13 protein-coding genes, 2 tRNA genes and 1 pseudogene are annotated in these 17,880 nt (G+C 41.0%); 9 read left to right on the top strand and 7 right to left on the bottom strand.

Translation table 11 applies throughout. The features are described from left to right. Window positions 1-6: 6 nt before the first annotated feature. The gene (locus QUD05_RS29685) at window positions 7-1,137 is read left to right on the top strand and encodes a peptidoglycan-binding domain-containing protein (RefSeq protein WP_289799196.1); all 1,131 of its coding nucleotides are present in this window, start codon (window positions 7-9) and stop codon (window positions 1,135-1,137) included. Between the two features lie 131 nt (window positions 1,138-1,268). Here QUD05_RS29685 and QUD05_RS29680 read toward each other — a convergent pair whose 3' ends face one another. The 4 genes from QUD05_RS29680 to lipA all read right to left on the bottom strand — a co-directional run bounded on the left by QUD05_RS29680 (window position 1,269) and on the right by lipA (window position 6,072). Then, on the bottom strand, window positions 1,269-1,724 hold the full coding sequence (locus tag QUD05_RS29680) for a Fur family transcriptional regulator (RefSeq protein WP_012407750.1): 456 nt from the start codon (window positions 1,722-1,724) through the stop codon (window positions 1,269-1,271). Between the two features lie 442 nt (window positions 1,725-2,166). After that, the gene (sigC, locus tag QUD05_RS29675) at window positions 2,167-3,420 is read right to left on the bottom strand and encodes an RNA polymerase sigma factor SigC (RefSeq protein ID WP_289799195.1); all 1,254 of its coding nucleotides are present in this window, start codon (window positions 3,418-3,420) and stop codon (window positions 2,167-2,169) included. A gap of 808 nt (window positions 3,421-4,228) precedes the next feature. Then, window positions 4,229-5,164 carry an NAD(P)H-dependent glycerol-3-phosphate dehydrogenase gene (locus QUD05_RS29670; RefSeq protein WP_289800113.1) on the bottom strand — a complete coding sequence of 312 codons (936 nt, stop codon included), beginning with the start codon at window positions 5,162-5,164 and terminating at the stop codon, window positions 4,229-4,231. A 23-nt stretch (window positions 5,165-5,187) separates the two neighbouring features. Then, the gene (gene lipA / locus QUD05_RS29665; protein WP_289799194.1) at window positions 5,188-6,072 is read right to left on the bottom strand and encodes a lipoyl synthase; all 885 of its coding nucleotides are present in this window, start codon (window positions 6,070-6,072) and stop codon (window positions 5,188-5,190) included. A 136-nt stretch (window positions 6,073-6,208) separates the two neighbouring features. On the opposite strand from lipA, the gene QUD05_RS29660 reads away from it, so the two are divergent. Next, a tRNA-Pro gene (locus QUD05_RS29660) sits at window positions 6,209-6,282 on the top strand. Between the two features lie 486 nt (window positions 6,283-6,768). Here the strand turns inward: QUD05_RS29660 and QUD05_RS29655 are convergent. Next, window positions 6,769-6,921: pseudogene (locus QUD05_RS29655) on the bottom strand (IS66 family transposase); the annotation flags it as partial. Between the two features lie 506 nt (window positions 6,922-7,427). Here QUD05_RS29655 and psbA point away from each other — a divergent pair. The 3 genes from psbA (at window position 7,428) to QUD05_RS29635 (ending at window position 12,760) form a co-directional block, all read left to right on the top strand. Continuing rightward, window positions 7,428-8,510 carry a photosystem II q(b) protein gene (gene psbA, locus QUD05_RS29645; RefSeq protein WP_289796474.1) on the top strand — a complete coding sequence of 361 codons (1,083 nt, stop codon included), beginning with the start codon at window positions 7,428-7,430 and terminating at the stop codon, window positions 8,508-8,510. Between the two features lie 415 nt (window positions 8,511-8,925). After that, on the top strand, window positions 8,926-11,250 hold the full coding sequence (locus tag QUD05_RS29640) for a PAS domain S-box protein (protein ID WP_289799193.1): 2,325 nt from the start codon (window positions 8,926-8,928) through the stop codon (window positions 11,248-11,250). A 10-nt stretch (window positions 11,251-11,260) separates the two neighbouring features. After that, a complete protein-coding gene (locus QUD05_RS29635; RefSeq protein WP_289799192.1) occupies window positions 11,261-12,760 on the top strand; it encodes a hybrid sensor histidine kinase/response regulator in 1,500 nt (499 codons plus the stop codon). 15 nt (window positions 12,761-12,775) lie between these two features. Here QUD05_RS29635 and trhO read toward each other — a convergent pair whose 3' ends face one another. Further along, the gene (gene trhO / locus QUD05_RS29630) at window positions 12,776-13,690 is read right to left on the bottom strand and encodes an oxygen-dependent tRNA uridine(34) hydroxylase TrhO (RefSeq protein WP_289799191.1); all 915 of its coding nucleotides are present in this window, start codon (window positions 13,688-13,690) and stop codon (window positions 12,776-12,778) included. A gap of 71 nt (window positions 13,691-13,761) precedes the next feature. Here trhO and QUD05_RS29625 point away from each other — a divergent pair. The 4 genes from QUD05_RS29625 (at window position 13,762) to QUD05_RS29610 (ending at window position 16,451) form a co-directional block, all read left to right on the top strand. Beyond that, window positions 13,762-13,834: transfer RNA gene (locus tag QUD05_RS29625), tRNA-Ala, on the top strand. 236 nt (window positions 13,835-14,070) lie between these two features. Continuing rightward, the gene (locus QUD05_RS29620) at window positions 14,071-14,517 is read left to right on the top strand and encodes a DUF2127 domain-containing protein (protein WP_289799190.1); all 447 of its coding nucleotides are present in this window, start codon (window positions 14,071-14,073) and stop codon (window positions 14,515-14,517) included. A 128-nt stretch (window positions 14,518-14,645) separates the two neighbouring features. Next, window positions 14,646-16,055 carry a lysophospholipid acyltransferase family protein gene (locus QUD05_RS29615; protein ID WP_289799189.1) on the top strand — a complete coding sequence of 470 codons (1,410 nt, stop codon included), beginning with the start codon at window positions 14,646-14,648 and terminating at the stop codon, window positions 16,053-16,055. Between the two features lie 192 nt (window positions 16,056-16,247). Continuing rightward, window positions 16,248-16,451, top strand: coding sequence for a hypothetical protein (locus QUD05_RS29610; RefSeq protein ID WP_289799188.1), 204 nt, complete (start codon window positions 16,248-16,250; stop codon window positions 16,449-16,451). A gap of 115 nt (window positions 16,452-16,566) precedes the next feature. Here the strand turns inward: QUD05_RS29610 and QUD05_RS29605 are convergent, their stop codons facing one another. After that, window positions 16,567-17,880 carry a hypothetical protein gene (locus tag QUD05_RS29605; protein ID WP_289799187.1) on the bottom strand — a complete coding sequence of 438 codons (1,314 nt, stop codon included), beginning with the start codon at window positions 17,878-17,880 and terminating at the stop codon, window positions 16,567-16,569.

Raw genomic sequence — 17,880 nt, 5'->3', positions numbered from 1 at the left:
ACAAATATGGAAAATCTTGCGTATTTGCACCTAGCTTTCGCCTACGAAGACAGCACACCCAGTGAATTGGTCTCCCTCAGTTCTTTGTTTAAGGACGCAGCTGCACCAGACTGGAAAAGGCTTTCGGGTAGGGCTTGGAAGTATATGTTGCCCCTTGCTCTGTCTTTATCTATTCTTGGCGCTGTTAGCAGCGTCATGGCACTAGAAAAAGGCGATCGAGGCCCTTCTGTCAGAAATCTACAACAAAATTTGAAAACAGCAGGTTTTTACCAATCTTCTGTTACCCAAGTATATGACGCACCCACACAAGAAGCTGTACGGCGCTTCCAAAAGGCCGCTGGTTTACCAGTGGACGGCATTGTGGGAGCAAGCACCCTGCAAAAATTAGAAAGTTGGCAAGCGAAAAAACCTACAACTAGGGCTACACAAGCTCAAAGAACCGCTGCTGTAGGCGCACAAGCGAAAAAGTCCAGCACTACTAGTTCAGCCACCAGCAAACGCCGCAATCCTAACTACCTTGCTAAAGGGGATGAAGGTGAAGATGTCAGAGCTTTGCAAGAACGGTTAAGAGTTGCAGGCTTTTATTACGGAAACGCCACAGGCATATTTGGCCCAATTACCGAAGAAGCTGTCAAACGGTTCCAAGATTCTTACAAATTAAGCGTTGATGGAGTTGTTGGCCCAGCAACATTAGGTAAATTGCCGGGAGTTGGCATCGGTGATGGAGAAGAGGCTCCCAAAAAGGTAGTCAATCGAGACAAACTTCGTGTAGGCGATCGCGGTGAGCCAGTTAGAATTGTTCAAGAACAATTGATCCAGGCAGGATATTTAGAGGGAGAGCCAAATGGCTACTATGGCCCTTATACTGCTGATGCTGTGAAGAGATTTCAGGCAGCTAATTTCTTAGCAGCAAGTGGTGTTGCTGACCCAACTACGCGAGCTAAGTTATACAGCTCAGTTAATACTGCTAGTAAAAGCGAATTTAATACCTTAGAAATTCAAACTCGACTACGAGAGCGAGGTTTTTATAAAGGCAAGCTCAATGGTGTGATGGCAGATGACACCAAAAAAGCGATTAAACAAGCCCAAGAATTCTACGGCATTAGCCTCAAGGATCTTAAGAGCGGACGCTTTTAACATCCGCTTTGGTGTCGTTATTATCGGTTCCCAACTGGTTGCTTGCCTCCAGTAACAGCAAATTACGAACTGCTCAGATTCCATTTATTTGGTTAATTTGAGTAGTTTCGTCTTATTTATCCACCCAAGTGCTAAAGCGGCATCAGTGCCCGTTGGCATTTGGGGCACACTGCATGGATGGTCATTTGACAATCTAAGAGGTGAAAACCTTCTTTTTGAGCGGTTTTTGACCCAATTTTTAAAATTGAATCATTTTTAAACTCAATAGTTGAGTTGCATCTAACACAAATTAAGTGATGGTGGTGATGAGGATAGGGCTGGTTGATCTCATAATGCTTATGTCCCTCGCCCAATTCTAGTTCCCGTAAAATTCCCATCCTTGCCATCAACTTCAAAGTCCGATAAATAGTTGACAGACTGATCCCTTCACCATCAGTTTCGAGCCGATGATAAAGATCCTCCGCACTCAGATGTTCACCTTGCGGAAGTTCTTGAAAAATGTGTAAAATTGTTTCGCGCTGGGGAGTTAAACGCCAGCCTCGTTCGTTCAGTTCTGCCTTGAGTGAAGTAGTTGTGTAGACAGTCATACTAATAGTTCTCAACAAAGCTTGTTAGTTGAGAATATAACAAATCTTGGGAGCAATTTGCAACAATCATTGCCTATTGAGAATTCTTACTAAATATTTAAGAACAATTCATCAAATCTTGAGCAAAATTCAAGTAGTAAGCTGTAGTGCATTTAATTTGCATACAGCTAATAGTTAGGATACTTGTAACGATTGCATCCCTTGACGTTGAATTTTGCATAAGTTAAATTTGAATTCTAAGTTGCTCCCCACCTTCAAGATATCTGAGCAAAGATTGGGGACAACTTTTATACGGTTTAATGCTAATTATTTGCTGTAAGCCTATAAAAGGCTTTTAACTTAGGGATCAAATCAGCCCTTTGTCCCTAGTCATTTGTCAAGTGTAGTTTTCTAATGACAAATGACTAATACTTCGGCTCCGCTCAGTACAAGTGACAAATCACTAACTTAAAGACTCCAAATAGTCGCGGATGAGGTTGCGGCGCTTGGGTTGACGTAGCTTTTGCAAAGCCTTGGATTCAATTTGGCGGACTCGTTCGCGCGACAAGTCAAGAGCGCGGCCAATTTCTGCTAAAGAATAAGGATGACCATCTGCCAAACCAAACCGCATCAGAATTACATCGCGCTCCCGGCTAGTTAAATCTGACAGAAGATGATGCAAATCTCTTTGTAAAGATTCTCGCATTAACATCTCTTCTGGAGTTACACTGTCAGTCTCGAGTAATTCGCCTAACTCAGTGTCTTTATCTTTTCCTACTTTGGTTTCCAAAGAAACAGAGCGAGGAACCCGCAACAAAACTTCTCGGACTTGGGTTGGTGTCATCTCTAACTCAGTTGCTAAATCTTCTAGAGTTGGGGTGCGACCTTTTTCTTGAGCAATTTTGCGTTGAGCCTTTTTAATTTTGTTTAACTTTTCGGTGATGTGAACCGGTAGGCGAATCGTGCGACTAGAAGTAGCGATCGCCCGTGTAATACCCTGACGAATCCACCAGTAAGCATAAGTACTGAAGCGATAACCCTTAGTTGGGTCAAATTTTTCTACAGCCCGCTCCAAACCTAATGTACCTTCTTGGACTAAATCCAACAATTCCAAACCACGATTTTGATACTTCTTAGCAACAGACACAACTAAGCGAAGATTCGCCTTAATCATGTGTTCTTTTGCTTGGAGTCCTTGGGACTGAACTTGCTCCAACTCTTCTACAGTCAACTTGGCGATTTCTGCCCAGCGACGTTTACCATTTGCCAAAGTTGGTCTAAGATCGGATAAAACTATATCAGCAGTAGCAGCCCATCTTTCCAAAGACGGTCGATGTCCTAGTTCCGAAGTAAGACGTTCTTGAACTTCAACTAACCGAAGATAAGGCGTAATCACTTCATCCCCTTCCTTGGCGGCCTTAGCAAGTACTATCCGCATCCGCAAGTAGCGTTGGACTTTTTGAGCTTCTGAAACCTCTTCATCGCGCCCCAACAAACGAACCCGACCAATTTCTTGAAGATATAGACGTACTAGGTCTGTACTCCGACGGTTGGTGCTAGCAGCAGCAAAGTTAGCATTGTCAACAGAAGCCAGTTCTAGCTCCTGTAGGTCATCTACCGATAACTCACTGTCATCAACCGTGAGATCCGAGTCCAAAGCCTGGCTAGACTTTTTGGTGTTGTAGGGGGCGTCTGCATAAAAAGATGTTGCTGGCATAAAGATCGTCTCAATGGCTCCAGGTAACAATAGATTTCGGTCAGCTTAGATTACGGTCAGCTATTCAACTGTTGCTATTGTTCCCGCGATTAACGATGAACTAACATGGTTGAACGTTCCATTACAATTTTTTTAGAAATTAACTGTAAGGGTTTTATTGGATACAGGATTACTGAACTTAATCGGCTGCTAAACTTTTGATTAAACCAATAGCTATTTAAATCCACAGCTAGGTTTGCAATATTTCAACTACTTAGTTAATATTTCAACCTTGATGGTTTTGTGATAGTAACTTTTGTAACACAGTATAAACATCCTTCAGTGAATGTCATCTTTATAATTGGCATAGTCACATTTACATGGGTGCAAAAGTAATATCCTGACGATTTAGCAATTTTTTCTCAGGATTATTCAGGTATAAGTAGAACTAATCGATATCGGGGAAGTGATTAGCATTAACGGCAAAAATTCTCTCGACACGGAGATAAAAGACGTGGGGAAATTATCAAATACTCTCTCCGTGTCCCCGCGTCCTCTTGTATATCAGCCTTAACCTGCCCATTTCAACTTAATGGACTACTCACTAGTGGTCTGTCCCATTGATTTTGATCTGTGAGGGTGGTTAGATCCCCGACTTCTTGAAGAAGTCGGGGATCTCGCAGCCATCAGAATTAATGCAATGAAGCACTAGTAGTCCATCAAGCTAAGGAAAGCCTGTTAATTAGTAAGCACTTCAGTGCTTAATATAACGACTAAAGTCCTTACTACGAACTTATTTAGGCAGCAAGTTGATTTGACAGACTACTAACTAGTAGTTGTACTCTGGCTTGATATCTCGCAACATCAGTTCATCAAGTGCTTGTCCGGGTGTGATTTCGCCTTGAAGTAACCGATAAACTTGCTCGGTAATTGGGACTGCAATGTTTTCTTGCTTAGCTCGTTGCATCAAAACTCGGCAAGTGTTTACTCCTTCAGCAGTTCCTTGTAAATTTGCGAGAGTTTGTGTAAGTGACTTACCGCCAGCTAACTGATAGCCGACTTGGTAATTGCGACTTAAGGGACTGTTGCACGTTGCTAACAAATCTCCTAGACCCGATAAACCATAAAATGTTTCCGTCTTAGCGCCCCAGTTGTTGCCGATGCGAACCATTTCGGTAAGTCCACGGGTGACTAAAGCAGCTTTGGCATTGGTTCCCAGTTGTAAACCATCGCACACACCAGCTGCGATCGCAATCACATTTTTCAGTGTTCCCCCCAGTTCCACGCCCAAGGGGTCGGGATTGGTATATACCCGGAAACGATGAGAAGAAAATACTAACTGCACTACTTCCGCAGCCGTGGGGATGTTACTGGCTACCACCGTGGCTGCTGGTAATTCCATTTGAATTTCTTTTGATAAATTAGGCCCAGACAAAACAACCACTGGATGGTTAGGGAATATTGTTTGCCAAATTTGTGAAGGCGTGCAGGTGGTTTGGGGGTCTAAGCCTTTCGTCGCCGTCACAAAAATTGTCTCTGGAGAAAGGGGGAAAGACTGGACTTGGGAAGCAACATCTCTCACACCAATCATCGAGATAGCAGACAGGATGATTTGGGCATCTTTTAAAACTGCTTCCAGAGTTTGGGAACCTTGACGCGACCACACACGCACCTGATGACCATTCGCAGCAGCGAGATTTGCTAGAGATGCACCCCAAGCACCCGCACCCAGAATTGCAACGGAAAGTTTTGTGTTGGAGTACATCTGCTCACTCATAATTCCTATTCCTAACTCCTAACTTTTGAGCGTGGATAACGTTTCATCAATTCTCTAACTTGTTCTGCATGATATGAACTTCTTGTCAATGGTGAAGAAACAACTTGTAAAAATCCGATTTCTTCACCGAATGCTTTCCAGTCAGCAAATTGTTCTGGATTGACAAATTCGTTTACCTGCAAGTGTTTTTGACTGGGTTGGAGATATTGCCCAATGGTCAAAATGTCGCAATCCACAGTTCGCAAGTCTTGCATGACTTGGCGAATTTCGGCATCAGTTTCACCGAGTCCAACCATGATGCCAGATTTAGTGTATGTACTAGGAGAAAGTTGACGAGTGCGTTGCAATAATTCTAATGTGCGATCGTAGTTTCCTTGGGGACGCACCCGGCGATATAGGCGTGGAACAGTTTCGGTATTGTGGTTTAATACCTCTGGCGCAGCCTGTAGAATTAACTCCAGAGCATTCCAATTACCGCATAAGTCAGGAATTAGCACCTCAATTGTGGTGTTGGGTGAAACAGAGTTAACTGCATCAATACACGCTATAAACTGAGATGCACCACCATCAAGCAAGTCATCTCGGTTTACAGAAGTGATTACTACATGATTAAGATTCAAGCGGCGAACAGCTTGGGCCAGTCGTGTAGGTTCTGTAGGGTCTAGTGGTTTGGGTTTTTTCTCAAAATCAATATCGCAGTAAGGACAAGCGCGTGTACAAGCCGGACCCATAATCAAAAACGTGGCAGTCCCAGCGTTGAAGCATTCACCAATATTCGGACAGGACGCTTCCTCGCAAACTGTATTGAGGGCTAAATCCCGCAAAATTTCTTTAACGTTACCGATGCGCTCACGCCCAGGTGCTTTCACCCGCAACCAGTCTGGTTTTACAGTCACAATCCGCTTTTACCACTAGAGTTATACAAATTTAATCCTAGCAAGCAAAGTCTTTAGTGAAGCGATCGCATATAGATGTAATTCTGCTATTTGGTACAGGTTGTGATATTCTTAATTTACGATGCCATCTTTATGGCGGGATGTGGCGCAGCTTGGTAGCGCACTTCGTTCGGGACGAAGGGGCCGCTGGTTCGAATCCAGTCATCCCGATTTATTATTGTCGAATAACACTTTATTTGTCGTCGTTAACACATTAGTGTCGTTATTAATGATTTAAATATCGTCTTCACAAATTAATGTCGCCGATTTACCTCAGACATTCGTTAACAAATTAATGTCGACGACTTTGTAAGTGGAGTTGAGTCCAGCACATCTCTAATATACTCACAAATGTTGGAATATTCCCGAACGAAGTGCGCCTTTTAACCCTCTCAAAAAAATTTTAATGCTTCAAATATTTTTCTTAATCCACTCCTAGCCGGGATGGTTGTTGAAACTCTAAAACTCAAATACCCAGTGAAGACAAGCCATACTTTCAACCCACCCCTAGCCGGGATAGTTCTTGAAACCCTGATTCAACCAAATGCAGATATTCCACTTCCTACCTTCAACCCACCCCTAGCCGGGAAGCATTACTCCTTATTGCAGGGAGCGCACCTATCCTGTCTTGCGACAGCAGCATCAGAAGCGGGCAGCTACCAGAGTCAAACTTTGTACAAAAGTACTACCAGCTTGGGATTGAGAACCAAAACTAGTCCTTCGCCAAATCACCGCCGGACGGATAGCACGTTCAGCAGCATTATTTGTTGGTTCCACGCCCTCAACCTGGACAAATAGCCAAAGCGCTGGTTATTGTGAAAGCTTTTTTTGACGCTTCGCCATTGTACTAAAAGGTAAAAAGCAGTGAGGGCATTCACCTTGCGCCCAATCTGCGGGAATTGGGAAAGGTGTCTCACAATTCGTACAATTTGGTTAACAGACGTAATTGGTGGCAATCGCAGTTCATTTTGTCTTTAAACTGCTACTCAATGCGGTGGCAAGGTGACTCTTGGTAACAAGCACTATTCTTGTTCTCTTTTCTACCAAAGGCTGCGCGAATAGAGGGTTAATCCCATTCAGCAATAGTAGACATAAATCAGACACCAATTCTAAAGAGGCATATAACCAGATATGTAAAGATAACTTTGGTCTATTCCTGCCTCGTTGTTTGCTTTTAAATAAGCAAACCTGATAACTAGTATCAGGTTTACTGTAGTAATAGAACTTGATTAAAAAATGTAAAGCAGTGTAAAGTAGTTTCACAGGCAAAGACCTTACCGCCTGATTCATAAATAACTAACCGCAATCATAAAACAATGACAACAACCTTACAACAGCGCTCAAGCGCTAACGTATGGGATCGATTCTGTGAATGGATCACCAGCACCAACAACCGGATCTACATCGGTTGGTTCGGCGTAGTAATGATTCCAACCTTGCTAGCCGCAACAGCTTGCTTCGTAATCGCCTTCATCGCCGCTCCTCCCGTTGACATCGATGGAATCCGCGAACCAGTAGCAGGTTCCTTGATATACGGAAACAACATAATTTCCGGTGCAGTAGTACCTTCCTCCAACGCTATCGGTTTACACTTCTACCCAATTTGGGAAGCAGCATCCTTAGATGAGTGGTTATACAACGGTGGTCCTTACCAATTGGTAATCTTCCACTTCCTGATAGGCGTATTCTGCTACATGGGACGTGAATGGGAACTATCCTACCGCTTAGGAATGCGTCCTTGGATTGCGATCGCTTATTCTGCTCCAGTAGCAGCAGCAAGTGCAGTATTCTTGGTATACCCCATCGGACAAGGTTCATTCTCTGATGGTATGCCTTTAGGTATCTCAGGAACCTTCAACTTCATGATCGTGTTCCAAGCAGAACACAACATCTTGATGCACCCCTTCCACCAACTAGGTGTAGCAGGTGTGTTCGGCGGAAGTTTGTTCTCAGCAATGCACGGTTCACTCGTAACTTCCTCCTTAGTTCGTGAAACCACCGAAACCGAGTCACAAAACTACGGTTACAAATTCGGTCAAGAAGAAGAAACCTACAACATCGTTGCAGCCCACGGCTACTTCGGTCGGTTAATCTTCCAATACGCTTCCTTCAACAACAGCCGTTCACTGCACTTCTTCCTCGCAGCATGGCCTGTAATCGGCATCTGGTTCACCGCCTTAGGTGTAAGCACAATGGCGTTCAACTTGAACGGTTTCAACTTCAACCAATCAATCATTGACTCTGAAGGTCGTGTGATTGCAACTTGGGCGGATGTAATCAACCGCGCTAACCTGGGTATGGAAGTAATGCACGAGCGCAATGCTCACAACTTCCCTCTCGATTTGGCTGCTGGCGATTCTGCTCCTGTTGCTCTTACTGCTCCTGCTATCAACGGTTAATTCTGAAGTTTCGCTAAATCATCAAAAAGCGCTCTCCGTAAAAGGAGAGCGCTTTTTGTTTAAATGTATAGAATTGCAAGTTCAATGCATTTGCAAAATTTCATCCACTTGTACTAGCCGCCTTGGCGGGTGCTATAGGGAGCATCTCAATGAGTGTAAAAACACGCCTGTCCTGGCGAATGGAATTCGCGGCTATACAAACAAAACCCACCTCCGTGGGTTTCAAAGTCTTTAAGTCCGCGTAGGCGGACTACCCTTTTTTGATCTCTAAATATCAAAGAGCTTATACATAAAATTCTGAATTAGTAGAAGATTGAATCATAAAAAACAAATTTTGCAAAAAATTAACAATTGTTTCAGGTTTAAACTCATTAAAATTTAGTACATAATAAAAACTTTTATTACACAATCACTAATGCTATTTTCTGAAAATGAAAGCCAAAGGAGTTTTAATTTACTTTTCTCTAAAAATCCCAACCCGATGTGGGTATATAACCAAAATAATCTGCAATTTTTAGATGTAAATGAAGCTGCTGTTTTTCACTACGGCTACTCACGAGAAGAGTTCTTGCAAATGCGAATAACTGATATTCGCCCTTCAGAAGATGTGCCTCTCTTGCTTGAATATTTACGACAAAAGCACTCTACCTTAGACTTTACTGGGCGATGGCGACATCAGCGAAAAGACGGACAGATTATTGATGTTGAAATTTTCACACAGACAATAGACTATAGCAGTTATAAGGCTCGCTTAGTTCATATACGAGACATCACAGAACACAAACAAATAGAAAGAACTCTTCAACAAAGTGAAGCTAGATTTCGAGTGATTTCTGAAGCGATTCCTGTTCCATTCATTATTTCGCGTGTGTCTGATGGGTTGATTTTATACGCTAATACAGAGTTGCTTCAAACATTTCAGTTTTCTCCAGAGTATTTAGTTAATCGCAAAAGAATTGTAGATTTGTATCATAATCTTACAGATTTAGAAGCGCTGTTAAAAGTTCTTAATCAGCAAGGTTTTATTCATAATTATGAACTGCAATTAAAAAAAGCAGATGGAACTTATTTTTGGGCGATCGCTTCTTTACAATATTTAGTTTTTAACAATGAGTCAGCCATTTTAACAGTATTCAATGATATTAATGACCGAAAAAATACCGAAACAAAACTTCAAGAACAAAATGAGTTTTTGCGGATAATTTTTGAGAACATACCATTGATGATTGCCCTGGTCAATGCCAATGGTAAACTCCAGTGGGTGAACCAAGAATGGGAAAATATTCTCGGTTGGAAATTTCAAGATTTCCAAACTCGTGATGTATTGGAAGCGCTATACCCTAATCCTGAATATCGACAGTACGTAATTAATTTTATGCAGTCTGCACAACGCATTTGGGGGGACTTTAGAACTCAGATACGTGATGGTCGTTTATTGGATACGTCTTGGACTAATGTTTACCTTTCAAATGGTCAAATTATTGGTATTGGGCAAGATATCACAGAACGTAAGCAAACTGAACTAGCTCTAAAAGCCCAAGCTGAACGGGAGCAATTGATGCGAACTGTTGCTCAACGGATTCGTCAATCTTTGAATCTTCAAGATATTCTGAATGCAACAGTTCAGGAAGTGCGAGATTTACTTGGGGTTGATCGAGTAGTAGTGTATCAGTTTGACTTAGAGATGATCGGCACAATTATGGCGGAATCGGTAGAACCTGGATGGATGGTTTCGTTGGGTGTAGAGATTTATGATACGTGTTTTCAAACAGGCGCAGGATTGGAATATTATCAGGGACGCAAACGGGCGATCGCTAATATTTATGAAGCTGGACTAACTGATTGCCATATTCGCCTGTTAGAACAATTTGAGGTGAAAGCAAATTTAGTTGTGCCAATTTTACTAGAAGTAAGCTCTCAAAACCCCGGCTCTCACATTTGGGGTTTACTGATTGCTCACCAATGCTCTAGTTTTCGTGAGTGGGAAGAAAATCAATTAGATTTGCTCGATCAAGTGACAGTCCAATTAGCGATCGCAATTCAACAATCCAGCATCTTAGCGCAAGCTCAAACTGAACTTGTTCAAAGACAAAAAGCTCAAATAAAGTTAAAAACAGCCTTAGCTGAAAAAGAAGTTCTTTTAAAAGAAGTTCATCATCGAGTTAAAAATAATTTGCAAATTGTCTCCAGTTTATTACAACTTCAGTCTCAAACACTCAAAGATCCAGAAATAATCAAAGCTCTTCGAGAAAGTCAAAATCGAATTGAGTCAATATCTCTAATTCACAAAAATTTATATACTTCCGCTAATATCGGACAAATTAATGTCGCTGACTATATCAGTAATTTAGCAGCTAGCTTGCTCATTTCCTATCAAATATGCCCTGGTAAAATTTCTCTAGAAACTGATATAGATTCAGTCAGCTTGAATGTCGATCAAGCTATTGCCTGTGGATTGGTGATTAACGAATTAATCTCCAATGCCCTCAAACATGCTTTTCCCAATCAACAAGTAGGCACAATCAGTATTGCTTTACACAATATTGGCAATAGTATCGAGATGACTATCCAAGATAATGGGATTGGTTTACCAGATAATTTAGATTGGAGAAATACTGATTCTTTAGGTCTGTCGTTAGTACATGACTTGGTTACAGAACAACTAGAAGGCGATATTACTCTAGAACGTAATTATGGAACAGTATTCAAAATAAAATTTACGCAGTTAACTTTGCATTAATAAATATCAAATGGGTCAAGCTAGGATTTTAGTTGTTGAAGATGAAGTGATTGTGGCTAGAACTATTGCTAGTCAACTCAGTCAACTAGGATACATTGTTACGGGTACAGCTTCATCTGGAAAAGTTGCCATTGCCAAGGCATCGGAAACTCAACCAGAACTAGTATTAATGGATATTATTCTTAAAGGTGATATGGACGGTATTGCTACCGCCAGTCAGATTCGCGAGCAGTTAGATGTACCTGTAATTTATTTAACCGCTTATGGCGACGATCATACTTTAGAAAGAGCCAAAATTACCCAGCCTTTTGGATACATAGTTAAACCATTTACTACAAAAGATTTAAAAATTGCGATCGAGATCGGTCTCTTAAAACACCAGTTAGAACGTGAACTGCGGGAGAATCGAGATCAGTTAGCAACCCTTTTAAACTCAATGAGTGATGCTGTAATTGCTACTAATGAGCAGGGAAAAATAACATTTATGAATCCTGCGGCTGAGGCGCTGACTGGCTGGCAGCAAAAAGATGCTTTAGGAAATGAGGCGGCGAAGATTTTTCATATTGTCAATGAAGTTACAGAGGCTACATTAGAAAATCCTGTGACAAAAGTACTGCGTGAGCAACAGGTTGTTTATTTAGGGGAATTCACATCTCTGATTACAAAAAACGGCAAAAGAGTTCCCATTGGCGATAGTGCTTCACCACTGAAGCGAGGAACTGACCAGGTAAATGGTGTAGTAGTTGTTTTTTGGGATCTTAGCGAACGACGGCAAACAAAATTGCTAGAGCAAGCATTGGAAAAGGAGCAAGAACTTAACCGTCTCAAGTCCCTATTTATCTCTACTGTATCTCATGAGTTCCGTAATCCCCTAACTGTTGTTCAAACGGCAGTAGAACTCATAGAAATGCAAGGAGCAAATTTGACAGATACAAAAAGAGGTATCTATTTAAAGCGAATTCAAGGAGCTGTGCAATCTATGGAAAAGCTCATGGAGGAGGTGCTATTTATGGGTCGAGCGGAAGCAGAAAAACTCATATACAACCCTGCTTCCCTTAACTTAGAGCAATTTTGTCGAGAGTTAATCGAAGATTTTTTGATGCTTGAAAACAGGGTATGTGAAATTATTTTTACCTGTCATAGTGAGAATACATCCGCTGTGATGGATGAAGGACTTTTACATTACCTATTTGGAAATCTGCTCTCAAACGCAGTTAAATATTCTCCCCAAGGTGGCAAAATTCAATTTGATTTAATATGCGACCCCATTGAGAAAGTAGCAACTTTTTATATTCAAGATCGAGGTATGGGCATTCCCGAAGCAGACCAAGCTCGACTTTTTGAATCATTCTACCGAGCCTCAAATGTCAAATCAATTCAGGGTACTGGATTGGGCTTAGTAATCGTTAAAAGGTGCGTTGATGCTCATCAAGGTCAAATCAGTGTGACAAGTGAAGTTGGAGTTGGTACTAAATTTACAGTAATTTTGCCCTTAAATTCCGAATCATGAGTTATGAATTCTTCTTCAACTCACATCCTGATTTTTGTTGCCAACTTGGGTTTGGTAGTGGCGCAATTTTTCTTGCTGACGCGCTCTTTTCTCTTCGGTGAGGCTATCAAAACAATAGGGACAGGAGATACCTTGCTCATATTTGGGAGACGCTTTATCTTCCTCAGAAATCGGACGTCCACAACAGAGGCACAACTCATAACTTCCTTTCTCCAATCCATGACTAACGGCTACCCGCTCATCAAAAACAAAACATTCTCCTTCCCATAAACTTTCTTGTGTTGGAACTTCCTGCAAATACTTAAGAATACCGCCTTTGAGATGATAAACTTCTCCAAAGCCTTGGGCAAGCATGAAGGATGAAGCTTTTTCACAGCGAATGCCGCCTGTACAAAACAGAGCAACCTTTTTGTGTTTAGTTGGGTCGAGATGGTGGCGCACATAATCAGGAAATTCACGGAATGATTCAGTTTGGGGATTTTCTGCCCCTTGGAAAGTACCGATATTCACCTCATAATCATTGCGGGTGTCAATCACGGTTACTTCTGGATTGGAAATTAAATCATTCCATTCTTGGGGATTGACATAGATACCAACTTGCTCATTTGGGTCAATTTCTGGCAACCCCAAAGTGACAATTTCTTGCTTCAACCGCACCTTCATCCGTTCAAAAGGTGGGGTTTTGGTATAGGACTCTTTGGATTCTAAGTCTGCTAAACGAGGGTCAGAACGCAGAAACCAGAGAACTGAGTCAATCGCCTGACGCGAACCAGCAATTGTACCGTTAATCCCTTCAAGTGCCAGCAAAATCGTCCCCTTGACACCTTGCGCTTGGCAGTAAGACAGCAGAGGATCTCGTTTCTCGGTAAAATCTGGCAGCTTAACAAATTTATACAGTGCTGCAACAACTTGAATATTTTCTGGCTTCATTCCTTTGGTAATAGAACAATATAAGTTACAATAACAACGGTAATCAAAGTTATCTACTATTTTAACTTTATGGGGGTTTAGCTCAGTTGGTAGAGCGCCTGCTTTGCAAGCAGGATGTCAGCGGTTCGAGTCCGCTAACCTCCATTAGAAACGGTTTTTGCTAGCCTACGCACATTCAAATCAATTAAAACCCCTTTCATTATCAAAAAATGGGGTTATTTTCCTTATTAGGCAAGGGGTTCGGGGAGAGGAAAATATGGTATTGCATCCATTGCACCGATTCAAAGTCCTACTTAGTTAAAGGAGGTAAACTCTGACTTGACAGTACTCAGGTAATTTTGATCGTTCAAAATTTGACTTATCTTTACTTAGGGGGTTGTTTGGAAAAGCGTTCATTGGGGTTAGTGGCAATTGTTCTCTACAAATCATTTGCCGCCTTGCTGCTTATGCTTACTTCGATCGCTTTATTATTGACATTAAAAAATTATCAAACTCTAGAGGCATTTTCAGAAAATTATGTTTTAGAAGGTAAATCGATGATTATTGATTGGCTTTTAAAGAAAGTTGTTAACTTAAATCCTAGAACTCTAGAATTTAGCGGTATCGGAACAGGAATATATGCTATTGTTACTGCTATTGAAGCTGTTGGTTTATGGTACGAAAGGCGTTGGGCACATGTCTTAGTATTGGGACTTGTCGGTATCAGTATTCCACCAGAGATTTATGAATTGATTCAGGGAATATCTCTGATAAAAATATTCGTTTTTTTGTTGAATTTAGCAGTGTTTGGCTATCTATTCCGAAATTTTCCTAAACATCCAAACTAAGTTTTTGATAAGAAGAAAGGCAGCAGGAAGAAAGCTATTTGAAATGGTTGACGACAAGAGGCAACGGGTTTACGCAAAACCAAGACCCCACGTTGTACAATCGCTAGAAATACAATCTGGAGAGCAACTTGCCTAGATCGATTCAGTCTACTCAACCACCACTAAAATTTATTCCTCAAAGGTTGAATCCTCTGGTACTCCATATTGTTCGGTGGTTACTGCCGATCGCACTACGGTTTCGTACTCGCCCTTGGCTACGAACTGGGATTGTCAAGATTGAAGCCAAGAATGTTGAAGTATTAGCTGAACTCTATCAACAATTCCAGTCTGGAAAAATTCGCTTTTTGTTAGCATTTCGCCACCCAGAGGTAGAAGATCCCCTCTGTATGCTGTATTTGCTTTCTCGAATTGTGCCACAAGTTGCTCGTCAAAAAGATATTACACTAAAATCCCTGGTTCACAGCTATTTTCTTTATGACCGAGGTATGACAGTTTGGGCTGGAAAGTGGCTAGGTTGGCTGTTTTCTCTACTGGGAGGNTGTGCTNNNGTTCGTCGTGGTAGGCGACTAGATCGGCAAGCGATCCAAAATGCACGAGAGTTGTTTGCTAATGGCGAACTACCGATCGCAGTAGCACCGGAAGGAGGTACTAATGGTCATAGTGGCATTGTTAGCCCCTTAGAACCTGGTGTTGCTCAAATGGGCTTCTGGTGTGTAGAAGACTTACAAAAAGCCAACCGAACTGAGACTGTGATCATTGTGCCGATCGCCATCCAATATAGTTACGTTGAGCCACCTTGGTCTAAGATAGATTGGTTGTTGAGTAAGTTAGAAGCTGATAGTGGCTTGAAAGTTTCGGAAATTGATTCAGGTAATAGCGCAGAGATTTACCATCAACGCCTCTGTAGGTTGGCTGAATATCTAATTACCGAGATGGAAGAGTTTTATCGTCGCTTCTATCATCAAGATATCCCCAAAACCATCTCAACTGATGAATTGAAGAGTGCTAATCAGGTATTAATTGCCCGACTCCATCGCCTACTAGATAACGCATTACAAGTTGCCGAACAATATTTTGGAGTTCAAGCGCAGGGTAATTTTATTGACCGTTGTCGCCGCTTAGAAGAGGCTGGCTGGAGTTACATTTACCGAGACGATTTGCCAGATATCAATGCTTTAGCACCCTTCAAACGCGGTTTGGCAGACTGGATTGCTGAAGAAGCCGACTTGCGAATGCGGCATATGCGGATAGTGGAAAGTTTTGTTGCAGTCACAGCTACTTATATTCAGGAACAACCAACGGCAGAACGGTTTGCAGAAACAGCTTTGCTTGTATTCGATATGCTTTCTAGAATTCAGGATACAACGCTTCCGGGACGACCGAGGTTAGGTTTGCGACAGGCACAAATCACAGTGGGGGAGCCAATTTCAGTTACAGAACGTTTCAGAAATTGTCAGGGCGATCGCCAAGCGTCTAAACAAGCTGTGAGCGATTTGACAAAAGATTTGCAAATCGCTTTAGAGAAGATGATTAGATAACAGAAATTCTAAGACTTTTTCGCTCGAATAAAGAACGCCAAGCCTTAGTTACAGCACTTCCAGCTATTATGCAATACAGACCACCAGGGAATAGAATTCCCTGCCTAATGGTGCAAGTCCTCTAGAAGAGGACTAGAAAAACTTGGGTTAAAGCACTGACAGCTATTATGCAATACAGTACAGTTTTTCTTCTTGCCCTTTTCTATCATAGCTTTCAGCTTTGAGGATGTACCTCATAGCTGCCGGAAGTGCTGTAAGCAACGGATTGAAATTGAAAAGCAGTTAGAACGTGATACTAGCGAACTCAAACAAGCCAAAATAGATTTAGCTCAAACTGCGATCGCAGCTACTGCCGATCATTTCCCAACTCAATATTTTCTCGAAGTTTCTGAGTAGCTAACGATAGAACAGTGCTTGTAGTAGCTTAAATTGTATAACTTTTTTATACTTATACAATAGTTACGATAGCTGTTCGCGCTAGCGTCTCCACAGGAGAAGGCTTAAGCTTCGCTTATCGCAATCGTTTTCTCAGCCACCAAACCATAAAACCAACAATCATTCCAACTATTAAACTGGCACTTAAAGGATACTTGCAAAAGAAGTCAACTTGCTTAAAAATATCTTTACACTCTTTTGCTGTCTCTCTTATCAGGGATACAGTTGCTATACCAGCACCCGCAACAGCTACAAGCTCTTGAAAGTTACGCTCTCTTTCAGATTTCTCGACTTCTATGCGACTGCGAGTAGCGTTAATTGTATCTTCTAAAAGTTGCAAGCCAAGCTGCATATTTTCGATATCTTTAGTAATTTGTGGTAAATATTTTTTGTTGGCTAGGTTGCTAAATTTTTCTAAAAAATCTAACTGATTATTTTGACCTGCTTTTTCTTTAATCAAAGCCAAGCGTATTTGATAATTAGATAAATTAATTTCAATAATTTGTTTTTGAAAAGACAGGTTGAGTAAGTCGATTGTGTATTGTTGGAGAATGTTATCAATATTATTTAAAATTTGCCGAGAAGTAGTAATTTTTTGATTTTCCTGCCAATAGTTACTTTGATTAGTAAATTTTCTATTTTCTTCTATTTTTTTATAATGATTGAGCAGAGATTCTTTGACTAAACGACTTTGCCAATAAGCCCACGAAATCTTACTGCGATAACAAAATAAACCCATCCAATCTTTATAAAATTCCGCAGCTTTTTCTGCGCTCTCTCTATTATTATAAATAGCAATAATCACATGATGTTCATTACTATTTAGAGGCGTTGTTACGTTTTTTATGCTCTGATTTATATATTGCGATCGCCCTACTTCAAAAACTTTCCCATCTAAAAAAATACCTGTTTCTGGTTGCCAAGAAGTATCTTTAAACAAAGCATAATAGCAATCCTTGGCAATATCTTCATGGTTTTGAGATGAGTTTTCTGGTAGCCAACCAGAAAGCAACCAGGTTTTTCCAATTATTGTCAGTTCTTTATTTAGTTTTTGTTCTATTTCAGTTTTTAAGATTGCAAAAGACTTAGCTGGTTGAGTTTCGGTTTGATTATTAATAGAACAATCAATTTGCAAGCCATAAGTGTCATTTAATCTAACACCATAATAGTATCCTTCTAAGGTTTGATTTTGGGAAATAAAGTTAATTTGAGGAGGCTGGGTAATCTCTAAATACTCAGTTTCAATGTCAGGATCGTTGAATTGAGTATCATAGGGTAATTGAGATAAAAAAGTTGCTTGGTTTTTTTGTGTTTCTGCATCAGTTGTGTTTAAAGAAGTTTTTAAAGCATATAAAAACAAATCAAGTGTCGGATAGATTAAATCGCTCAT

The organism is Nostoc sp. GT001, assembly GCF_030382115.1.
Taxonomy (GTDB): Bacteria; Cyanobacteriota; Cyanobacteriia; order Cyanobacteriales; family Nostocaceae; genus Nostoc.
The sequence above is the reverse complement of the archived record's forward strand: the minus strand, read 5'-3'. Positions and strand labels throughout refer to the sequence as shown.